This is a genomic window from Microbacterium salitolerans (assembly GCF_019720895.1).
GTDB lineage: Bacteria > Actinomycetota > Actinomycetes > Actinomycetales > Microbacteriaceae > Microbacterium.
In genome coordinates this window covers 391,743-407,344 of record NZ_JAHKSH010000003.1, presented here as the reverse complement: position 1 = coordinate 407,344, position 15,602 = coordinate 391,743, and the positions used below count along the sequence as shown (strand labels likewise).

Genomic DNA, 15,602 nt, shown 5'->3' with positions numbered 1-15,602 from the left:
TCACCCCGGCGGGCGGGATCCCCGTCAGCCGCGGGGCGGGTGCCAGAGCACGACGTCGGTCTGGCGGCGCACGCGGGTCGTGCCCGTGAGGGTCACGACGCCTCCCCGCGCGTTGGTCGCGAAGATGCGGGCGCCGGGGCGGGTCTCGCGCTCCTCGCGGAGCTCGTCGTGCAGCGCGCGCACTTCGCCGCGAAGCGCCTGCACCTCGTTCTCGAGGTCGAGCATGCGCTGGATCACGGCGAGCGGCACGCCCTCGCTCGACAGGCGCGCGACCTCCCGCAGCTGCGCGATGTTGCGCGCAGAGTAGCGACGGGATCCGCCGCGTGTGCGTCCCGGCACGACGAGGCCGATGCGGTCGTACTGACGCAGAGTCTGCGGATGCATGGCGGCGAGCTCGCTGGCCGCCGCGATCGGGAAGATCGGGTCGGTCTCGCTCACGCCTTCTGGCAGCTGCATCTCACACGTCCTGGGTCGTCATCTCACCATGTCGCATACCGCGCCGTCACCGCGGACCGATGTCGGCGGGTTTCGGGACCCGGCCTGTTTCGTGTCCCACGACACGCCGTCATCCCCGCGGGGAGACGGCGTGTCGTGGGACACGGGGATCACCGGAACAGCGCCGCGCGGGGGTTGTCGCCCGGCTCGACGTCGCGATAGCGCTCGAGCGCCTCGCGCTGTTCGTCGGACAGGTGCGCGGGGACCGCGATCTGCACCTCGGCGAGCAGGTCGCCCGTGCCCTTCGAGGTCGTGATGCCCCGCCCCTTCACGCGCAGCACGCGGCCCGACGGAGTCCCGGGTGCGACGCGCAGCTTCACCGCGTCCTCGTCGAGGGTCGGCACCTCGATCGTCGTCCCGAGCACCGCCTCCGTGAACGTGACGGGGACCGTGAGGCGCAGGTTGCGACCGTCGCGCGAGAACACGCGGTGCGGGCGCACCGTGACCTCGACCACGATGTCGCCGTTCGCGCCGCCGTTCGGCGACGGGCGCCCCCGACCACGCAGTCGGATCTTCTGCCCGTCCGCGACGCCGGCCGGCACCTTCACCTTGAAGGGCTTGCCGTCTTCTCCGCGCAGCGTGATCGTGTCGCCCTTCGCCGCGGTGAGGAAGTCGATCGTCGTGCGGGCGCGGACATCCTGCCCCTTCTGCGGTCCGCCGAAGCCGGCGGGGAATCCGCCGCGACCGGACGCGCCCCCCGGGGATCCGTTGAACATCGAGAAGATGTCATCGAAGTCGGGGGATCCTCCGCCGCCGCGCGAGAAGCGGCTGAAGACGTCCTCGAAGCCTCCGGTACCGGATCCGCCCGCCGTGAAGCGGGCCCCGCCACCCATTGCGCGCAGCTCGTCGTACTCCTTGCGCTGCTCGGCGTCGGAGAGGACCGAGTACGCCTCGCTCACGTCTTTGAACTTCGACTCGGCCGCGTCGTCACCCGGGTTGGAGTCGGGGTGGTACTTGCGGGCGAGCTTGCGATAGACCTTCTTCAGCTCGGCGTCGCCAACGTCCTTCGAGACGCCCAGGATCTTGTAGAAGTCCTTGTCGAACCAGTCCTGACTGGCCATGTGCACCTTCTTGCTCGTTCAGCGGTCAGGTGGGCGGAGTTCGCACTCCGCCCACCCAACCGGACGCATGCCGTTACTCGGCGGGAACGGCCACGACCACCTTGGCCGGGCGCAGCTCGATGTCGCCCAGGCGGTATCCGACTTCGGCGACCTCGAGGATCGTCGATTCGGTCGCGCCCGGCGTCGGCTGCTGGAAGACCGCCTCGTGCTGCTGCGGGTCGAACACGTCGCCTGCCGCGCCATAGGCCACGAGGCCCGTGCGCTCAGCCAGGCCGCGCATCTTGTCGGCGACGAGAGCGAACGCGGATCCCTCTTCGAGGTCTCCGTGCTTCGCGGCGCGGTCGAGGTCGTCGAGCACCGTCAGCAGGCCCTTCGCGACCTCGCCCTTGGCGCGCTCGATCTCGACCTGACGCTGCTCTTCCGTGCGGCGACGGTAGTTGGCGTACTCGGCCTGGATCCGCTTGAGGTCGTGGAGAAGCTGCGTCTCGTAGTCGCTCTTCTCGTACTCCGCGGCCTCTTCGGTCTGCTCGGCCTCGAGGATGTCGTCGACCGTCAGGCCGTCGCCCTCTGCCTGTGCGTCTCCAGCGGATGCCCCGTCGGCGGGGGCCTGGTCGGCCCCCGCCTCGGCGTCCGGCTGGACCTGGTCGTCGCCGTTCTCGGGATCGATCGGGTCCTTGTCAGCCATCGTTACTTCTTCTCGTCCTCGTCGTCGATGACCTCGGCGTCGACGACGTCCTCGTCATCCGAGGTCTGCTCGCCCGCGGCGTCCGCCTGGGGAGCCTCGCCCTCCTGCTGCGCCTGCGCGTAGAGCGCCTCGCCCAGCTTGGTCTGGCTCTCGTTGAGCTTGTCGAGCGCCGTCTTCACGGCGTCGTCGTCGTCACCCGCGAGCGCCGTCTTGAGCGCGTCGACATCGGCCTTGACCGACTCCTTGACGTCGTCGGGAAGCTTCTCGTCGTTCTCCTCGATGAGCTTCTCGATCGAGTAGGACAGCGTCTCGGCCTGGTTGCGGGTGTCCGCGGCCTCACGACGCTTCTTGTCCTCCTCGGCGTGCTCCTCGGCCTCGCGCACCATGCGGTCGATGTCGTCCTTCTCGAGCGAGGATCCGCCCGTGATGGTCATCGACTGCTCCTTGCCGGTGCCCTTGTCGGTCGCGGACACGTGCACGATGCCGTTGGCGTCGATGTCGAACGTGACCTCGATCTGGGGCAGACCGCGGGGCGCCGGGGCGATGCCCGTGAGCTCGAACGTGCCGAGCGGCTTGTTGTCGCGGGTGAACTCGCGCTCACCCTGGAACACCTGGATCGCCACCGAGGGCTGGTTGTCCTCGGCCGTGGTGAAGGTCTCGGAGCGCTTCGTCGGGATGGCGGTGTTGCGCTCGATGAGCTTCGTCATGATGCCGCCCTTGGTCTCGATGCCGAGGGACAGCGGCGTGACGTCGATGAGGAGGACGTCCTTGCGCTCGCCCTTCAGGACACCGGCCTGGAGGGCGGCGCCGACGGCCACGACCTCGTCGGGGTTGACGCCCTTGTTGGCCTCCTTGCCCGTCTCCTTCTTGACGAGCTCGGCGACGGCCGGCATGCGGGTCGATCCGCCGACGAGGACCACGTGCGCGATCTCGCTGAGCTTGACGCCCGCCTCGCGGATGACGTCTTCGAAGGGCTTCTTGGTGCGCTCGAGGAGGTCCTTCGAGAGCTCCTCGAACTTCGCGCGCGACAGCGTCTCGCTGAGCGAGGCGGGGCCCTGGTCGGTGAGCGAGAGGTAGGGCAGGTTGATGCTGGTCGACGCCGAGCTCGAGAGCTCCTTCTTCGCCTGCTCCGCGGCCTCCTTGAGGCGCTGCAGGGCGATCTTGTCGCCCGAGACGTCGACGCCCGTCGTGTCCTTGAACTGCTTGATCAGGTAGTCGACGATGCGCTGGTCCCAGTCGTCGCCGCCGAGGCGGTTGTCGCCGGCCGTGGCGCGGACCTGGATCGTCGAGAAGTCGTCGTCCTTGCCCACCTCGAGGAGCGAGACGTCGAACGTTCCGCCACCGAGGTCGAAGACGAGGATGAGCTCGTCCTCCTGGCCCTTGTCGAGGCCGTAGGCGAGCGCGGCCGCCGTGGGCTCGTTGACGATGCGCAGCACGTTGAGGCCCGCGATCTCGCCGGCCTCCTTCGTGGCCTGGCGCTCGGCGTCGTTGAAGTACGCGGGGACGGTGACGACCGCGTCGGTCACCTTGTCGCCCAGGTAGTCCTCGGCGTCGCGCTTCAGCTTCATGAGGATGCGCGCCGAGATCTCCTGCGGCGTGTACTTCTTGTCTTCGACCGTGAACGTCCAGTCGGTGCCCATGTGGCGCTTGACCGAGGCGATCGTGTGGTCGACGTTCGTGACGGCCTGGCGCTTGGCGGTCTCACCGACCAGCACCTCGCCGTCCTTCGCGAAGGCGACGACCGAGGGGGTCGTGCGCATGCCCTCTGCGTTGGCGATGACCTTGGGCTCGCCGCCCTCGAGGACCGAGACGACCGAGTTGGTCGTACCGAGATCGATACCCACAGCACGTGACATATTTGCTCCGTTTCATCGAGTGAGGGAAGACTGCTCGCGAGAGTTGAGTCGCGATGGCTCAAGCGTACGTCACGCGTTCGGGGCTGTCAACAAACTTGATACGGGTTCACTCAAGTTTCACCGGACGTACGCCGAAGGGGCGGTGGCGAGGTCTCCCTCGCCACCGCCCCTTCTGAGATCGACGCGTCTACTTCGGGTTGCGGATCGCGTACGTGTCCGTGCGCGACGCCGCGGCCTGCCTCCGGTTGCTGATCGCGCCGAACACCAGAGAGCCGACGATCAGGGCCCAGAGCACCCAGTCGATGGGGCTGCGGGTGAAGAACACGGTCAGGTCGCCGCCGCTCGCCTGCATGCTGTCGATGAAGTTCGACTCCAGGTCACGGCCGAGGATGAATCCGATCAGGAAGATCGTGACGTTGACGCCGATCTTCATGAACACGAAGCCGACCACGCCGAAGATCACCGCGGTCCAGACATCGAACATCACGCCGTTGTTGATGGCGTAGGCGCCGAGCACGCACATCACGAGGATGATCGGGAACAGCACGTGCTTCGGGATCTCGATGATCTTCGCGAAGTAGCGGATCGCGAGGAACATCATCAGGAACATCACGATGTTCGCGATGAGCAGCGAGACGATCATCCCGTTCCACAGGTCGGGGTTGTCGCCGATGAACAGCGGGCCGACCGCGATGCCCTGCAGAACGAAGGCCCCGAGGAGCACGGCGGTCGTGCTGTCCCCCGGAATTCCGAGCGACAGCAGCGGCACCATGGCGCCGCCCGTCAGCCCGTTGTTCGACCCCTCGCTGGCGATGATGCCCTCGCGCGACCCGTGTCCGAGCTTCGCGGACCGCTTGGAGAAGTTCTTCGCCTGCGAGTAGGACACGAGCGACGCCGCGCTGCCGCCGACTCCCGGCAGGATGCCGATTCCTGTGCCGATGAGCCCGGAGCGGACGAGATTGACCGTCTGCCCCTTGAAATCGCGCAGTCGGAACCGATCGCCGTCGTTCTTCCCACCCTTGCCGAGGGCGACCTTGTGCGAGGTATCGGTCTTCAGCCCCTTCTCGGAGGTGCGCAGGATCTCCGAGATGCCGAACAGACCGATCAGCACCGGCAGCAGCGAGAATCCCTCCCAGAGGTAGTCCTCGAGGAAGGGCGGCACCAGTCGGAGCTCGTTGTTCGTCGGGAAGATGCCGATGAGGCTGACCATCACACCGAGTGCACCGCTGAACAGCGCCGGCAGCATCTTGCCGTCGGCGATCGACGCGATCACGGTGAGGGCGAAGACGATGATCAGGAACTTCTCGACCGGGGTGAAGTTGATCGCGAGCGTGCCCAGCACGGGGGCGAAGCAGTAGAGGATGATCAGGCTGATCACACCGCCGACGAGCGACGCGGTGATGCCGATCTTCAGCGCACGCTTCGGCTGCCCCTTCTGCGCCATCGGGTACGCGTCGAACGTCGTCGCCACGGATGACGGCGTGCCGGGGATCTTCAGCAGCGCGGCCGGGATCATGCCGCCGCTGATGCCGCCGACGTAGAGACCGAGGAGGAGCGCGAGCCCTTCCGTCAGGTCCATGCCGAAGGTCAGCGGCAGGAAGACCGCCAGGGCCATCGTGGCCGTCAGGCCCGGAATCGACCCGAAGATGATGCCGATGAAGACACCGAAGATGACCAGCAGAACGGACATGGGCGTGAGCACTTCGGAGATATCCATGCGCGCTCCTTACGGAAGGGTGATGTCGAACAGCTGGCCGAACACGAGCCAGATGGTGAGCGGGGTGAGCACGGCGTTCAGAGCGACGCCGACCAGCGCGCGCGGGGTGAACACCGGCCGGAAGATCAGCGAGATGGCGGCGATGAACAGGATGCTCGAGACCAGGAAGCCGATCGGATCGAGCACGAGGACGTAGGCCACGATGCACGCCAGCGCGCCGAACAGCTTCTTCGCATCGAAGCCCTCATCGAAGAAGCGACGAGGCCTCCGCTTCTCGGCGGATCCCTTCGAGCGATTCACGGCGAGGGAGATGAGCTTCTGGATGCCCATCGCGACGAGCAGCAGCACGAGGAGCCCGCCGATGACATACGGGAAGAGCAGGTGGTAGCTGTCGAACGCGATGTCGAGCGTGAGGTGATATCTCATGAGCGGGCCCCTTGGGCGACAGAGGGAACGATGCCGTGGCGCGGTCTCCCGAGGGGAACCCGCGCCACGGGTGGGTCAGGACGCCAGGTCGTTGAAGTCGGGAGCCTGATCGATGAGGCTCTCCAGGCGCTCCTGCTTGGCTTCGATGTACTCGGTGCTCTCGTCGAGCGGAACGTAGTTCGTCAGGAAGCTGTTCGCGGTGAGCTCGTCGATGTAGGCGTCGGTCTCGATCGCCTCGGCGGTCGCCTCGTCGAGCGCCGTGGCGAAGGATTCGTCGACGTCCTCGGGCAGCAGCACGAAGAACTCCTTGTCGAAGGTGAAGGGCTCGCCGTCGACCTCGATTCCCATCTCCTCGAACGTGGGGATGTCGTAGCCCTCGACGCGCTCGCTGGCGGTGATCCCGAGGAACTTCTCCTTGACCTTGGCCTCGACGTCGTCCTCGGTGTACTGCGTGTTGCCGCCGATCGAGCCATAGATGATGTCGACGTTGCCCGCCCAGAGGGCCTGGTTCTTCTCCTCATCGGAGCCGGTCGCGAAGACCTTGATCCGCTCCGCGACATCGTCGCCGTAGGCGTCGGCGACCCAGATGTAGAAGGCGTCGAGCGACAGCTCGGAGGTTCCGCCGGCCTCGACCGCGAAGGTCAGGGTCTCCGACTCGTTGTCTGCCAGCCACTCCGCCGCCTCGACCATGTCGTCGTAGGGGGCATCGTCCGCGGCGAGGAACGCCGCACCGGGGTTGGTCGACACCACCGGGCCGACGGTCCAGTTCTCGAGCGCGAACTTCTCCGGCTGGCTCTCGTACTTCACAGACAGATACGCCATGTCGTGGAAGAACATGATGGTGCTGCCGTCGCTCTTCGCCCGGTCGAGGGTCTGGAACGCCTGGTTGGCGCCGATGGCATCGGCCTTCATGTCGACGCCGAGAGCCTCTCCGACATTCTCGGTGAACGCGTGGGCGTTCTGGTACGTATCGGCGGTGGTCGAGCTGGACCCGAGCACCACGCGCACGCGGTTGACGTCGACGCCGCCGTCCCCGCCGCCGTCATCGCTCGAGCACGCAGCCAGCGACAGCGCCATTGCGGGAACCGCGACCAGCGCGGTGATCGTCAGGTGCTTCTTCTTCATGTCACATCCTCAGTCGGGACGGACGCGAGTTCCCTCGGGGGAGTTGCCGTAGGTGATCGTATGGAGGACGAACAGTACGGACCTCGTTGTCCGGGTTGCAGGGTCAGAGTGTTGCGCCACCGACACTAAACAACCGTGAATGCATTACCAAACCATGTTCGACATCACGTGATACCTTCACGGCATCATGTTCACCTTGGATCAGCTCCGCTGCTTCGTCGCCGTGGCAGAGGAACTGCATTTCGGTCGCGCCGCAGACCGCCTCCGAATGACGCAGCCGCCGCTGAGCCGGCAGATCCAACGACTCGAGGAGATCCTCGGGGTCGTCCTGCTCGAACGAGACAATCGTCGAGTCGCACTGACGGAGGCCGGGCGGGCATTCCTTCGGGAGAGCCACGGAATCCTCGCCGGTGTCAGCCGCGCCCCCGAGACGGCGCGCGAGGTCGCCGCGGGGCGGCGCGGCATCCTGCGCATCGGCTTCACGGCGATGTCGGCCTACAGCGTGCTCAGCGGCATCCTGTCCGCTCTCGACGAGAAGCTCCCCTCGGTACGCGTCGAGCTCGAGGAGCTCGTGACCGGCCCTCAGAAGGACGGCATCGTGGACGGATCCCTCGACCTCGGGATCGCACGTCCGCCATTCGATCCGGACACCTTCGGCTCCCACCGCCTGTTCACCGAGGACCTGGTCCTGGCCGTGCCGAGCGATCATCCGCTCGCGAGCGCCACGCGCCCTCCGGCGAGCGACCAGCTCGCCCAGGAGCACCTCATCATGCACTCCGCCACCAAGGCGTGGTACTTTCACGACCTCGCCGCACGCGTGCTCCCGTTCGATCATGCGCGTGCGGTGCACACAGTCAGCCAGGTCGCCACGATCATGGCTCTCGTCGCCGCCGGCCGCGGAATCGGATTCGTGCCGGAGTCCGCGCGCGCCCTCGGCGTCGACGGCGTCGCACTGGTGCCCCTCGGGAAGCCCGTGCGCGGCGTCGTCGAGCTCTACGCCATCTGGCATCGAGAGAGCACCAACCCGGCCCTGCATCGGGCACTCGAGATCCTCAGGTCCCCCGAGGGCTTCCTGTAGGACAGGTATGGAATCTGTCTGATAGCTTCGGGGGAATCTCAAGGAGGAGCACCATGACCTACGCACCCGATGCCATCCGATCGATCGATCTCTCCACACTGCGACTGCCGCTCGCGACCCCCATCTCCGATGCGAAGGTGTTCACCGGCCGCCAGAAGCCCATGACCGAGGTCGCGATCCTCATCGCGGAGATCACCACCGTGCACGGCTTCACGGGCCACGGCTTCAGCTACTCGAAGCGAGCCGGCGGACCGGCCCAGTACGCCCATGCGAAGGAGGTCGCCGGGGCAGCGATCGGCGAGGACCCGAACGACATCCAGAAGCTCTACACGAAGCTGCTGTGGGCGGGAGCCTCCGTCGGCCGCTCCGGAGTCGCGACCCAGGCCCTCGCGGCGATCGACATCGCGCTGTACGACCTCAAAGCGAAGCGCGCAGACCTCCCGCTGTCGAAGCTGCTGGGTGCGCATCGCGACTCGGTCCGCACCTACAACACGTCGGGCGGCTTCCTCAACGCGTCGATCGACGCGGTGCGAGAGCGCGCCACGCAGTCGATCGAAGAGGGCATCGGCGGTATCAAGATCAAAGTCGGTCTGCCCGATTCCGCAGAGGACCTGCGCCGGGTGCGCGCCGTGCGCGAGCACATCGGCGACGACGTCCCCCTCATGGTCGACGCGAACCAGCAGTGGGATCGCGCCACGGCCCTGCGCATGGGGCGCCGTCTCGAGGATCTCGACCTGGTCTGGATCGAGGAGCCGCTGGACGCATACGACGCCGAGGGCCACGCGGACCTCACCCGCGCCCTCGACACCCCGATCGCGACGGGCGAGATGCTCGCATCCGTCGCCGAGCACGAGCGACTCATCACCGCACGGTCGTGTGACATCATCCAGCCCGACGCCCCGCGCGTCGGCGGCATCACGCAGTTCCTCCGCCTCATGACGCTCGCCGATCAGGCGGGCCTCGACCTCGCTCCGCACTTCGCGATGGAGATCCATCTGCACCTGGCCGCCTGCTATCCGCGCGAGCCGTGGGTCGAGCACTTCGACTGGCTCGACCCCCTCTTCGACGAGCGCCTCGAGACCCGCGACGGTCGGATGATCGTGCCGGACCGGCCGGGCCTCGGCATCACGTTCAGCGAACAGGCCCGCGACTGGACCACCGAGCGGGTCACGATCGATGGGTGAGGACACCACCCCGTCACGCGGGGAACAGGTCGCGCGGGCGCTCTCCGAGCGCATCGTCCGCGGCGTCATCGAGCCCGGCGAGCGACTCCCCAGCGAGGCGAAGCTCGCCATCGAGTTCGACGCGAGCCGCTCGGTGATCCGGGAAGCGCTGCAGCGACTCCAGACGCTCGGCTACGTGCGCACGCGAACCGGATCCGGCAGCTTCGCGCTCACTCCCCCGATGGAGGGCGTCGGCGACGACTGGCTCGCCGCGCACAGCGAGGCAGAGCGCACCGAGCTGCACGAGTTCCGCACCGCCCTCGAAGAGCAGGCGAGCTCCCTCGCCGCACGCCGGCGCACGGACGCCGACCTCGCGGCACTCGACGACGCCCTCGACAGGCTCGCCTCGGCATCCCTGCCGGCCGACACGGTCGACGCCGACTTCGCGTTTCATCGCGCGGTCGCCATCGCTTCCCGCAACAGATTCATCCTCGAGGCTGTCGACCGCGTCGGCGCGCGGGCCATCGTCCTGCCGACATCGCGGATCTCCTCAGACGCCCGAGATCCGTCGACGACGGCCGTGGTGATGGCCGAGCACCGGACGATCGCCCGGGCGATCCAGGCGGCGGATCCCGCGGCGGCGGCCGCCGCGATGCGCGCGCACCTCTTCGCGTCCGGCCTGCGGCGAGAGGGCGTGCGGACCGCGACGTAGGCAGCGACCCCTGCGCAGGATCCGCCCTTCGCGGTCGATACCCTCAGAGCATTGCTCCATACATAAATCGGTTTGTTGATGCATGAACGCGTGCATAGCGTGAGAGGAGCATCTCGACGACAGGAGCCCGCACCGTGACCAACTTCACCCCGGCAGAACTCGCCCTCCACCTCAGGGACGGCCTGCTCTCGTTCCCGGTGACGGCGTTCACCGCCGACCTCGAGTTCGATGAGCCGACGTATCGCTCACACGTCGAATGGCAGGCCAGCTACGACGTGAGCGGCCTGTTCGCCGCCGGCGGCACGGGTGAGGGGTTCAGCCTGACGCCCGAGGAGAATGCGCAGGTCGTGCGCGCCGCCGTCGATGCCTCGCGGCCGGAGGTCCCCGTGCTCGGGTCCGCAGGCGGATGGACGAAGAACGCCGTCATCCAGGCACAGGCAGCCGAAGCGGCTGGCGCAGAGGGCCTGCTCGTCCTGCCGCCGTACCTCACGGAGTGCACGCAGGAGGGCCTCGTCGCGCACGTGTCGGCGATCGCCGAGGCGACTCGGCTGCCGCTGATCGTCTACAACCGCGCGAACGCCATCTACTCGGCCGAGGCGGTGGCGATCCTCGCCGAGCGTCACGAGAACTTCATCGGGTTCAAGGACGCCATCGGCGACATCGAGCACCTGGCGAAGGTGACGGCGAAGAACGGCGACCGCCTGTTCTACCTCGGCGGGCTGCCCACCGCGGAGACCTACGCGCTGCCGCTGCTGCAGATGGGCATGAGCACGTACTCCTCGGCTCTGTTCAACTTCGTCCCCGACTTCGCTCTCGACTTCTACCGCGACGTGCGCGCCCAGGATCGCGCGGCCGTCACCGAGAAGCTGTCCCGGTTCGTCCTCCCCTACCTCGAGATCCGCGACCGCGGCCGCGGCTTCGGCGTCTCCATCGTCAAGGCCGGGCTCGACGCGATCGGCCGCCCCGCCGGCGGCGTCCGTCCGCCGCTGAAGAACCTCAGCGAGCAGGACCTCGCCGACCTGACCGACCTCATCGACCGCGCGGGCCTCCGCGCGGTCCAGCCCGCCTGAACCCACGAGAGGACATCGACATGACCGCTCCCGAACTCACCGGCCACTCCCTCATCGCCGGCCGCACGGTCGCCGGAACCGGCGCCTCGCTCCACGCGATCTCACCGGCGACGGGCGAGAGCCTCGAGCCCGGCTACTCGCAGATCGACGTCGAACAGCTGCGCGAGGCGACCGCGGCAGCCGCTGAAGCCTTCTCCTCGTTCCGATCGCTCTCCCCCGATGCGCACGCCGACTTCCTCGACGCGGCAGCCGACGAGATCGACGCGCTCGGCGATGCACTCATCGATCGCGCGACGCAGGAGACGGGTCTTCCCGTCGCACGACTGACGGGCGAGCGAGCGCGCACCACGAACCAGCTGCGGATGTTCGCCGGGGTCGTGCGCAGCGGCCTGTTCCGCGGCGCGCGCATCGACCCGGCGATGCCCGACCGCACCCCGGCACCGCGCCTTGACATCCGCCAGCGAAAGATCCCGCTCGGCCCCGTCGCGGTGTTCGGCGCGTCCAACTTCCCGCTGGCGTTCTCGACGGCCGGCGGCGACACCGCATCGGCTCTCGCTGCCGGATGCCCCGTCGTGTTCAAGGCGCACAGCTCCCATCCCGGCACCAGCGAGCTCGTGGCGGGCGCGATCGCACGCGCCGTCGAAAGCCACGGGCTGCACCCTGGCGTCTTCTCGCAGGTCTTCGGCCCCGGTCGCACGGTCGGGCAGGCGCTCGTGGCGGATCCGGCGATCCAGGCGGTCGGCTTCACCGGGTCCCGTGCGGGCGGCCTGGCGCTGGTCTCCGCGGCGCAGTCGCGCCCCGCGCCCATCCCGGTGTACGCCGAGATGAGCTCGGTGAATCCGGTCTTCATCCTGCCGGGAGCCCTCGCGGATGACGTGGCGGATCTCGCGGACGGCTACGTCGCAAGCGCCCTCGGATCCAGTGGACAGCTCTGCACGCAGCCCGGCAGCGTCTTCGTGCCGGCGGGTGAGCGCGGTGATGCCTTCGTCGCCGCCGTGACGAACGCGATCGAGAAGGCCGCCGGCCAGACCATGCTCTCGCCGTCGATCGCCGGCGCGTGGCGCGACGGCGCCGCGACACGCGACCAGCACGCCGAGGTCGCGGCGCGCGGAACCGAAGGAGAGGGCCCGAACGCGCCCGCCCCCGTGATCCATGCGACCGACATCGAGCGCTTCACGTCGAACGAGGTGCTCCACGAGGAGATCTTCGGTGCCGCGTCGCTGATCGTGCGCTACGACGATCCCCGCGAGCTCCCGACCGCCGCCGAGCAGCTCGAGGGCCAGCTCACCGCCACGATCCAGTTCGCCGACGACGACGTCGATCAGGCCGCGGCGCTGATCCCCGTCCTCGAGCGCAAGGCGGGCCGGATCCTCGCGAACGGCTGGCCGACGGGCGTCGAAGTCGGTCATGCCGTCGTGCACGGCGGCCCGTTCCCCGCGACCAGCGACGCCCGCGCGACGAGCGTCGGATCCCTGGCGATCGACCGATTCCTGCGCCCGGTCGCGTACCAGAACCTGCCCGAGGAGCTCCTTCCGGAGCCGATCCAGGACGCGAACCCGTGGAACGTGCCGCGCCTCGTCGACGGATCCCTCACATGAGCGCCCCCACGATCGCCCGCGTCGAGGTCGTCCCCGTCGCGGGCCGCGACTCGATGCTGCTGAACCTCTCGGGTGCGCACAGCCCGTTCTTCACCCGCAACATCGCGATCGTCACCGACTCCGACGGCCGCGAGGGCGTGGGCGAGGTGCCGGGAGGCGAGCCGATCCGGTCGACGATCGCGGACGCCGCCGAGATCCTCGTCAGCCAGCCCGTCGCACGGTTCCGCTCGCTGCTGCGCGAGGTCGCCGCACGGTTCGCGGACCGCGATGCGGGCGGGCGCGGCGTGCAGACCTTCGACCTCCGCACGACGATCCACGCCGTGACCGGCCTCGAGTCGGCGCTGCTCGACCTGCACGGCCAGCACCTCGGCGTGCCCGTCGCCGAGCTGCTCGGCGCCGGGCGGCAGCGCGACTCCGTGCCGATGCTCGGATATCTCTTCTACGTCGGGGACCCCGACCGGACCGACCTCCCGTACCTGCGGGAACCGGGCGGCGCCGACGCGTGGGAGCGCGTGCGCCGCGAGGAGGCCATGACGCCCGACGGGATCGTGCGCCTCGCCGAGGCGGCCCAGGAGCGCTACGGCTTCGCCGACTTCAAGCTCAAGGGCGGCGTGCTCGCGGGCGACGAGGAGGCCGACGCGATCGAGGCGCTCGCGGCGCGCTTCCCGGACGCCCGCGTCACACTGGATCCGAACGGCGGCTGGCTGCTCGAGGACGCCGTGCGCATCGGCACGCGGCTGCGCGGCACGCTCGCGTACGCGGAGGATCCGTGCGGACCCGAGGGGAAGTTCTCCGGCCGCGAGGTGATGAGCGAGTTCCGTCGACGCACGGGCCTGCCCACCGCGACGAACATGATCGCGACCGACTGGCGCGAGATGGCGCACGCGGTGCGCACGAACGCCGTCGACATCCCTCTCGCCGACCCGCATTTCTGGACGATGGCCGGATCCGTGCGCGTCGCGCAGCTGTGCGACGACTTCGATCTGACGTGGGGGTCGCACTCGAACAACCACTTCGACATCTCGCTCGCCATGTTCACGCACGTGGGCGCCGCCGCGCCAGGCGAGATCACGGCGCTCGACACGCACTGGATCTGGCAGGACGGCCAGGACCTCACGACGAACGCTCCGACGATCTCCGGCGGCGCGGTGCAGGTCCCGACGACTCCGGGGCTCGGTGTGACGCTCGATCGCGACCGCCTCGCCGAGGCGCACGAGCTGTACGTGGAGCACGGCCTCGGACAGCGCGACGACGCCGCCGCCATGCAGTACCTCGTGGAGGGATGGAGCTTCGACGCGAAGCGCCCCTGCCTGGTGCGGTGAGCACGACCGCGAGTGCACATGACTCCGGCGCAGGGACATGAAAAGTCATGTCCCTGCGCCGGAGTCATGTGCGCTCGGCGCGGGCGCGCCTACGACCGGCGCCGCGGGCTCATCACCCGCGACAGCAGGACCACGAGGATCCCGCCGCCGAGCGACACCGACAGCCCGGCGCGCAGCGAGGCGACGTCGGAGATCGCGCCCACGACGGGCGGCGCCGCGAGGAAGCCGAGCCGCAGCAGCCACGTCACGACGGTGAGGCCGACTCCGGGGCGCAGGCCCGGGATCCGGTCCGCCTCCTGCATCGCGAGCGGGATCGCCGGCGCGCATCCGAAGCCTGCGAGCGCGAAGCCGAGGCAGGATCCCCACACCGTCGGCACGCTGATCGCGAGGCCGATGCCCGCTGAGATGAGGATTCCGCCGCTCATCACGACGATGCGGGCGCCGAAGCGATCGACGAGCCCGTCGCTGACCATGCGTCCGACGAACTGCGCGGCCACGAAGCCGATGTAGGCGCCCGCGGCGACGGCGGCAGGTGCGCCGACCTCGCCGCGCAGGTAGAGCGCGATCCACGAGTTCGCGAGCTCCTCGACGAGGCCGCCGCCGATCGCGATGAACAGCAGCGCGATGAGGAGGAACACGACCTTCGGCGTCACACCGCCCGCCGCCGTCGCGATGCGGATCTCCTCGGTGTTGCCGACTTCGGAAGCGGGACCGGGGAGCGCCCACTGCAGAGCGAGAAGCGTCACGACGACCATCAGCGACGACGAGATGACGATGTGCAGCGTGAGCGGCACATCCAGCGCGATCGCCCCCGCGGCGAGCAGACCTCCCGAGACCGCACCCGCCGACCAGATGGCATGCATCGAGTTGATGATCGACTTCCCGCGCCGCTCCTGCACCCGGAGGGCGCTGGCGTTCTGCGCCACGTCGGTGATCGCGTCCATCGCTCCGGCCAGGAAGAAGGATCCGGCGAGCAGCACGATCGTCGGCGACGCGGATGCCGCGACGATCGCGGCGGCCATGACGATGCTCGTCGCCGCTGCGACCTTCGCGGATCCGAACCGGCGGATGAGCGCTGCGGCGGCGAGGCCCGCGACCATGGCGCCCACGGGGTTCATCGCGAGGACGATGCCGTACATCGTGCCGCTCATCCCGAGCGTCTCCTTGATCTCGGGAAGGCGCGGGATGAGGTTCGAGAACAGCGCGCCGTTCGTGAAGAAGAACGCGGCGGCGGCGATGTGGGCGCGGCGGAGCACACGATCGGGAGAGGAAGTCACCCGATCGATCCTTGCGG

The 15,602-nt window shown here is 68.5% G+C and carries 14 protein-coding genes; 6 read left to right on the top strand and 8 right to left on the bottom strand.

What is annotated here, in order from left to right:
- Nucleotides 1-24 precede the first annotated feature (24 nt).
- From KOL93_RS08450 to KOL93_RS08420, 7 genes are all read right to left on the bottom strand, one after another.
- On the bottom strand, nucleotides 25-456 hold the full coding sequence (locus tag KOL93_RS08450) for a heat shock protein transcriptional repressor HspR (protein WP_221584896.1): 432 nt from the start codon (nucleotides 454-456) through the stop codon (nucleotides 25-27).
- Nucleotides 457-605: 149 nt separating this feature from the next.
- On the bottom strand, nucleotides 606-1,556 hold the full coding sequence (locus tag KOL93_RS08445; RefSeq protein WP_221584895.1) for a DnaJ C-terminal domain-containing protein: 951 nt from the start codon (nucleotides 1,554-1,556) through the stop codon (nucleotides 606-608).
- A gap of 73 nt (nucleotides 1,557-1,629) precedes the next feature.
- A complete protein-coding gene (locus KOL93_RS08440) occupies nucleotides 1,630-2,241 on the bottom strand; it encodes a nucleotide exchange factor GrpE (protein ID WP_221584894.1) in 612 nt (203 codons plus the stop codon).
- A 2-nt stretch (nucleotides 2,242-2,243) separates the two neighbouring features.
- Nucleotides 2,244-4,097, bottom strand: a complete 1,854-nt coding sequence (gene dnaK / locus KOL93_RS08435; RefSeq protein WP_221584893.1) for a molecular chaperone DnaK — start codon at nucleotides 4,095-4,097, stop codon at nucleotides 2,244-2,246.
- 187 nt (nucleotides 4,098-4,284) lie between these two features.
- Nucleotides 4,285-5,814, bottom strand: coding sequence for a tripartite tricarboxylate transporter permease (locus KOL93_RS08430; protein WP_221584892.1), 1,530 nt, complete (start codon nucleotides 5,812-5,814; stop codon nucleotides 4,285-4,287).
- A 9-nt stretch (nucleotides 5,815-5,823) separates the two neighbouring features.
- The gene (locus tag KOL93_RS08425; protein ID WP_221584891.1) at nucleotides 5,824-6,240 is read right to left on the bottom strand and encodes a tripartite tricarboxylate transporter TctB family protein; all 417 of its coding nucleotides are present in this window, start codon (nucleotides 6,238-6,240) and stop codon (nucleotides 5,824-5,826) included.
- Between the two features lie 75 nt (nucleotides 6,241-6,315).
- On the bottom strand, nucleotides 6,316-7,365 hold the full coding sequence (locus KOL93_RS08420) for a type 2 periplasmic-binding domain-containing protein (RefSeq protein WP_221584890.1): 1,050 nt from the start codon (nucleotides 7,363-7,365) through the stop codon (nucleotides 6,316-6,318).
- Nucleotides 7,366-7,552: 187 nt separating this feature from the next.
- Here KOL93_RS08420 and KOL93_RS08415 point away from each other — a divergent pair, with 187 nt between their 5' ends.
- The 6 genes from KOL93_RS08415 (at nucleotide 7,553) to KOL93_RS08390 (ending at nucleotide 14,308) form a co-directional block, all read left to right on the top strand.
- Complete coding sequence (locus KOL93_RS08415; RefSeq protein ID WP_221584889.1) at nucleotides 7,553-8,443, top strand: LysR substrate-binding domain-containing protein; 891 nt, start codon at nucleotides 7,553-7,555, stop codon at nucleotides 8,441-8,443.
- 53 nt (nucleotides 8,444-8,496) lie between these two features.
- Nucleotides 8,497-9,627 carry an L-talarate/galactarate dehydratase gene (locus tag KOL93_RS08410; RefSeq protein WP_221584888.1) on the top strand — a complete coding sequence of 377 codons (1,131 nt, stop codon included), beginning with the start codon at nucleotides 8,497-8,499 and terminating at the stop codon, nucleotides 9,625-9,627.
- A complete protein-coding gene (locus tag KOL93_RS08405; RefSeq protein WP_221584887.1) occupies nucleotides 9,620-10,318 on the top strand; it encodes a FadR/GntR family transcriptional regulator in 699 nt (232 codons plus the stop codon). Before KOL93_RS08410 ends, KOL93_RS08405 begins: the two co-directional genes overlap by 8 nt.
- 134 nt (nucleotides 10,319-10,452) lie before the next feature.
- Nucleotides 10,453-11,388, top strand: a complete 936-nt coding sequence (locus tag KOL93_RS08400; protein WP_221584886.1) for a 5-dehydro-4-deoxyglucarate dehydratase — start codon at nucleotides 10,453-10,455, stop codon at nucleotides 11,386-11,388.
- A gap of 20 nt (nucleotides 11,389-11,408) precedes the next feature.
- Complete coding sequence (locus KOL93_RS08395) at nucleotides 11,409-12,986, top strand: aldehyde dehydrogenase (NADP(+)) (protein ID WP_221584885.1); 1,578 nt, start codon at nucleotides 11,409-11,411, stop codon at nucleotides 12,984-12,986.
- Nucleotides 12,983-14,308: an enolase C-terminal domain-like protein gene (locus KOL93_RS08390; RefSeq protein ID WP_221584884.1), complete on the top strand. Its 1,326-nt coding sequence runs from the start codon at nucleotides 12,983-12,985 to the stop codon at nucleotides 14,306-14,308. Before KOL93_RS08395 ends, KOL93_RS08390 begins: the two co-directional genes overlap by 4 nt.
- 89 nt (nucleotides 14,309-14,397) lie before the next feature.
- Here the strand turns inward: KOL93_RS08390 and KOL93_RS08385 are convergent, their stop codons facing one another.
- Nucleotides 14,398-15,585, bottom strand: a complete 1,188-nt coding sequence (locus KOL93_RS08385) for an MFS transporter (protein ID WP_308291583.1) — start codon at nucleotides 15,583-15,585, stop codon at nucleotides 14,398-14,400.
- Nucleotides 15,586-15,602 lie beyond the last annotated feature (17 nt).

Excerpts from the sequence above, each read along its gene's own strand:
- KOL93_RS08450 (WP_221584896.1), bottom strand. The coding sequence starts at position 456 with ATGCAGCTGCCAGAAGGCGTGAGCGAGACCGACCCGATCTTCCCGATC.
- KOL93_RS08445 (WP_221584895.1), bottom strand. The coding sequence starts at position 1,556 with ATGGCCAGTCAGGACTGGTTCGACAAGGACTTCTACAAGATCCTGGGC.
- KOL93_RS08440 (WP_221584894.1), bottom strand. The coding sequence starts at position 2,241 with ATGGCTGACAAGGACCCGATCGATCCCGAGAACGGCGACGACCAGGTC.
- dnaK (WP_221584893.1), bottom strand. The coding sequence starts at position 4,097 with ATGTCACGTGCTGTGGGTATCGATCTCGGTACGACCAACTCGGTCGTC.
- KOL93_RS08430 (WP_221584892.1), bottom strand. The coding sequence starts at position 5,814 with ATGGATATCTCCGAAGTGCTCACGCCCATGTCCGTTCTGCTGGTCATC.
- KOL93_RS08425 (WP_221584891.1), bottom strand. The coding sequence starts at position 6,240 with ATGAGATATCACCTCACGCTCGACATCGCGTTCGACAGCTACCACCTG.
- KOL93_RS08420 (WP_221584890.1), bottom strand. The coding sequence starts at position 7,365 with ATGAAGAAGAAGCACCTGACGATCACCGCGCTGGTCGCGGTTCCCGCA.
- KOL93_RS08415 (WP_221584889.1), top strand. The coding sequence starts at position 7,553 with ATGTTCACCTTGGATCAGCTCCGCTGCTTCGTCGCCGTGGCAGAGGAA.
- KOL93_RS08410 (WP_221584888.1), top strand. The coding sequence starts at position 8,497 with ATGACCTACGCACCCGATGCCATCCGATCGATCGATCTCTCCACACTG.
- KOL93_RS08405 (WP_221584887.1), top strand. The coding sequence starts at position 9,620 with ATGGGTGAGGACACCACCCCGTCACGCGGGGAACAGGTCGCGCGGGCG.
- KOL93_RS08395 (WP_221584885.1), top strand. The coding sequence starts at position 11,409 with ATGACCGCTCCCGAACTCACCGGCCACTCCCTCATCGCCGGCCGCACG.
- KOL93_RS08390 (WP_221584884.1), top strand. The coding sequence starts at position 12,983 with ATGAGCGCCCCCACGATCGCCCGCGTCGAGGTCGTCCCCGTCGCGGGC.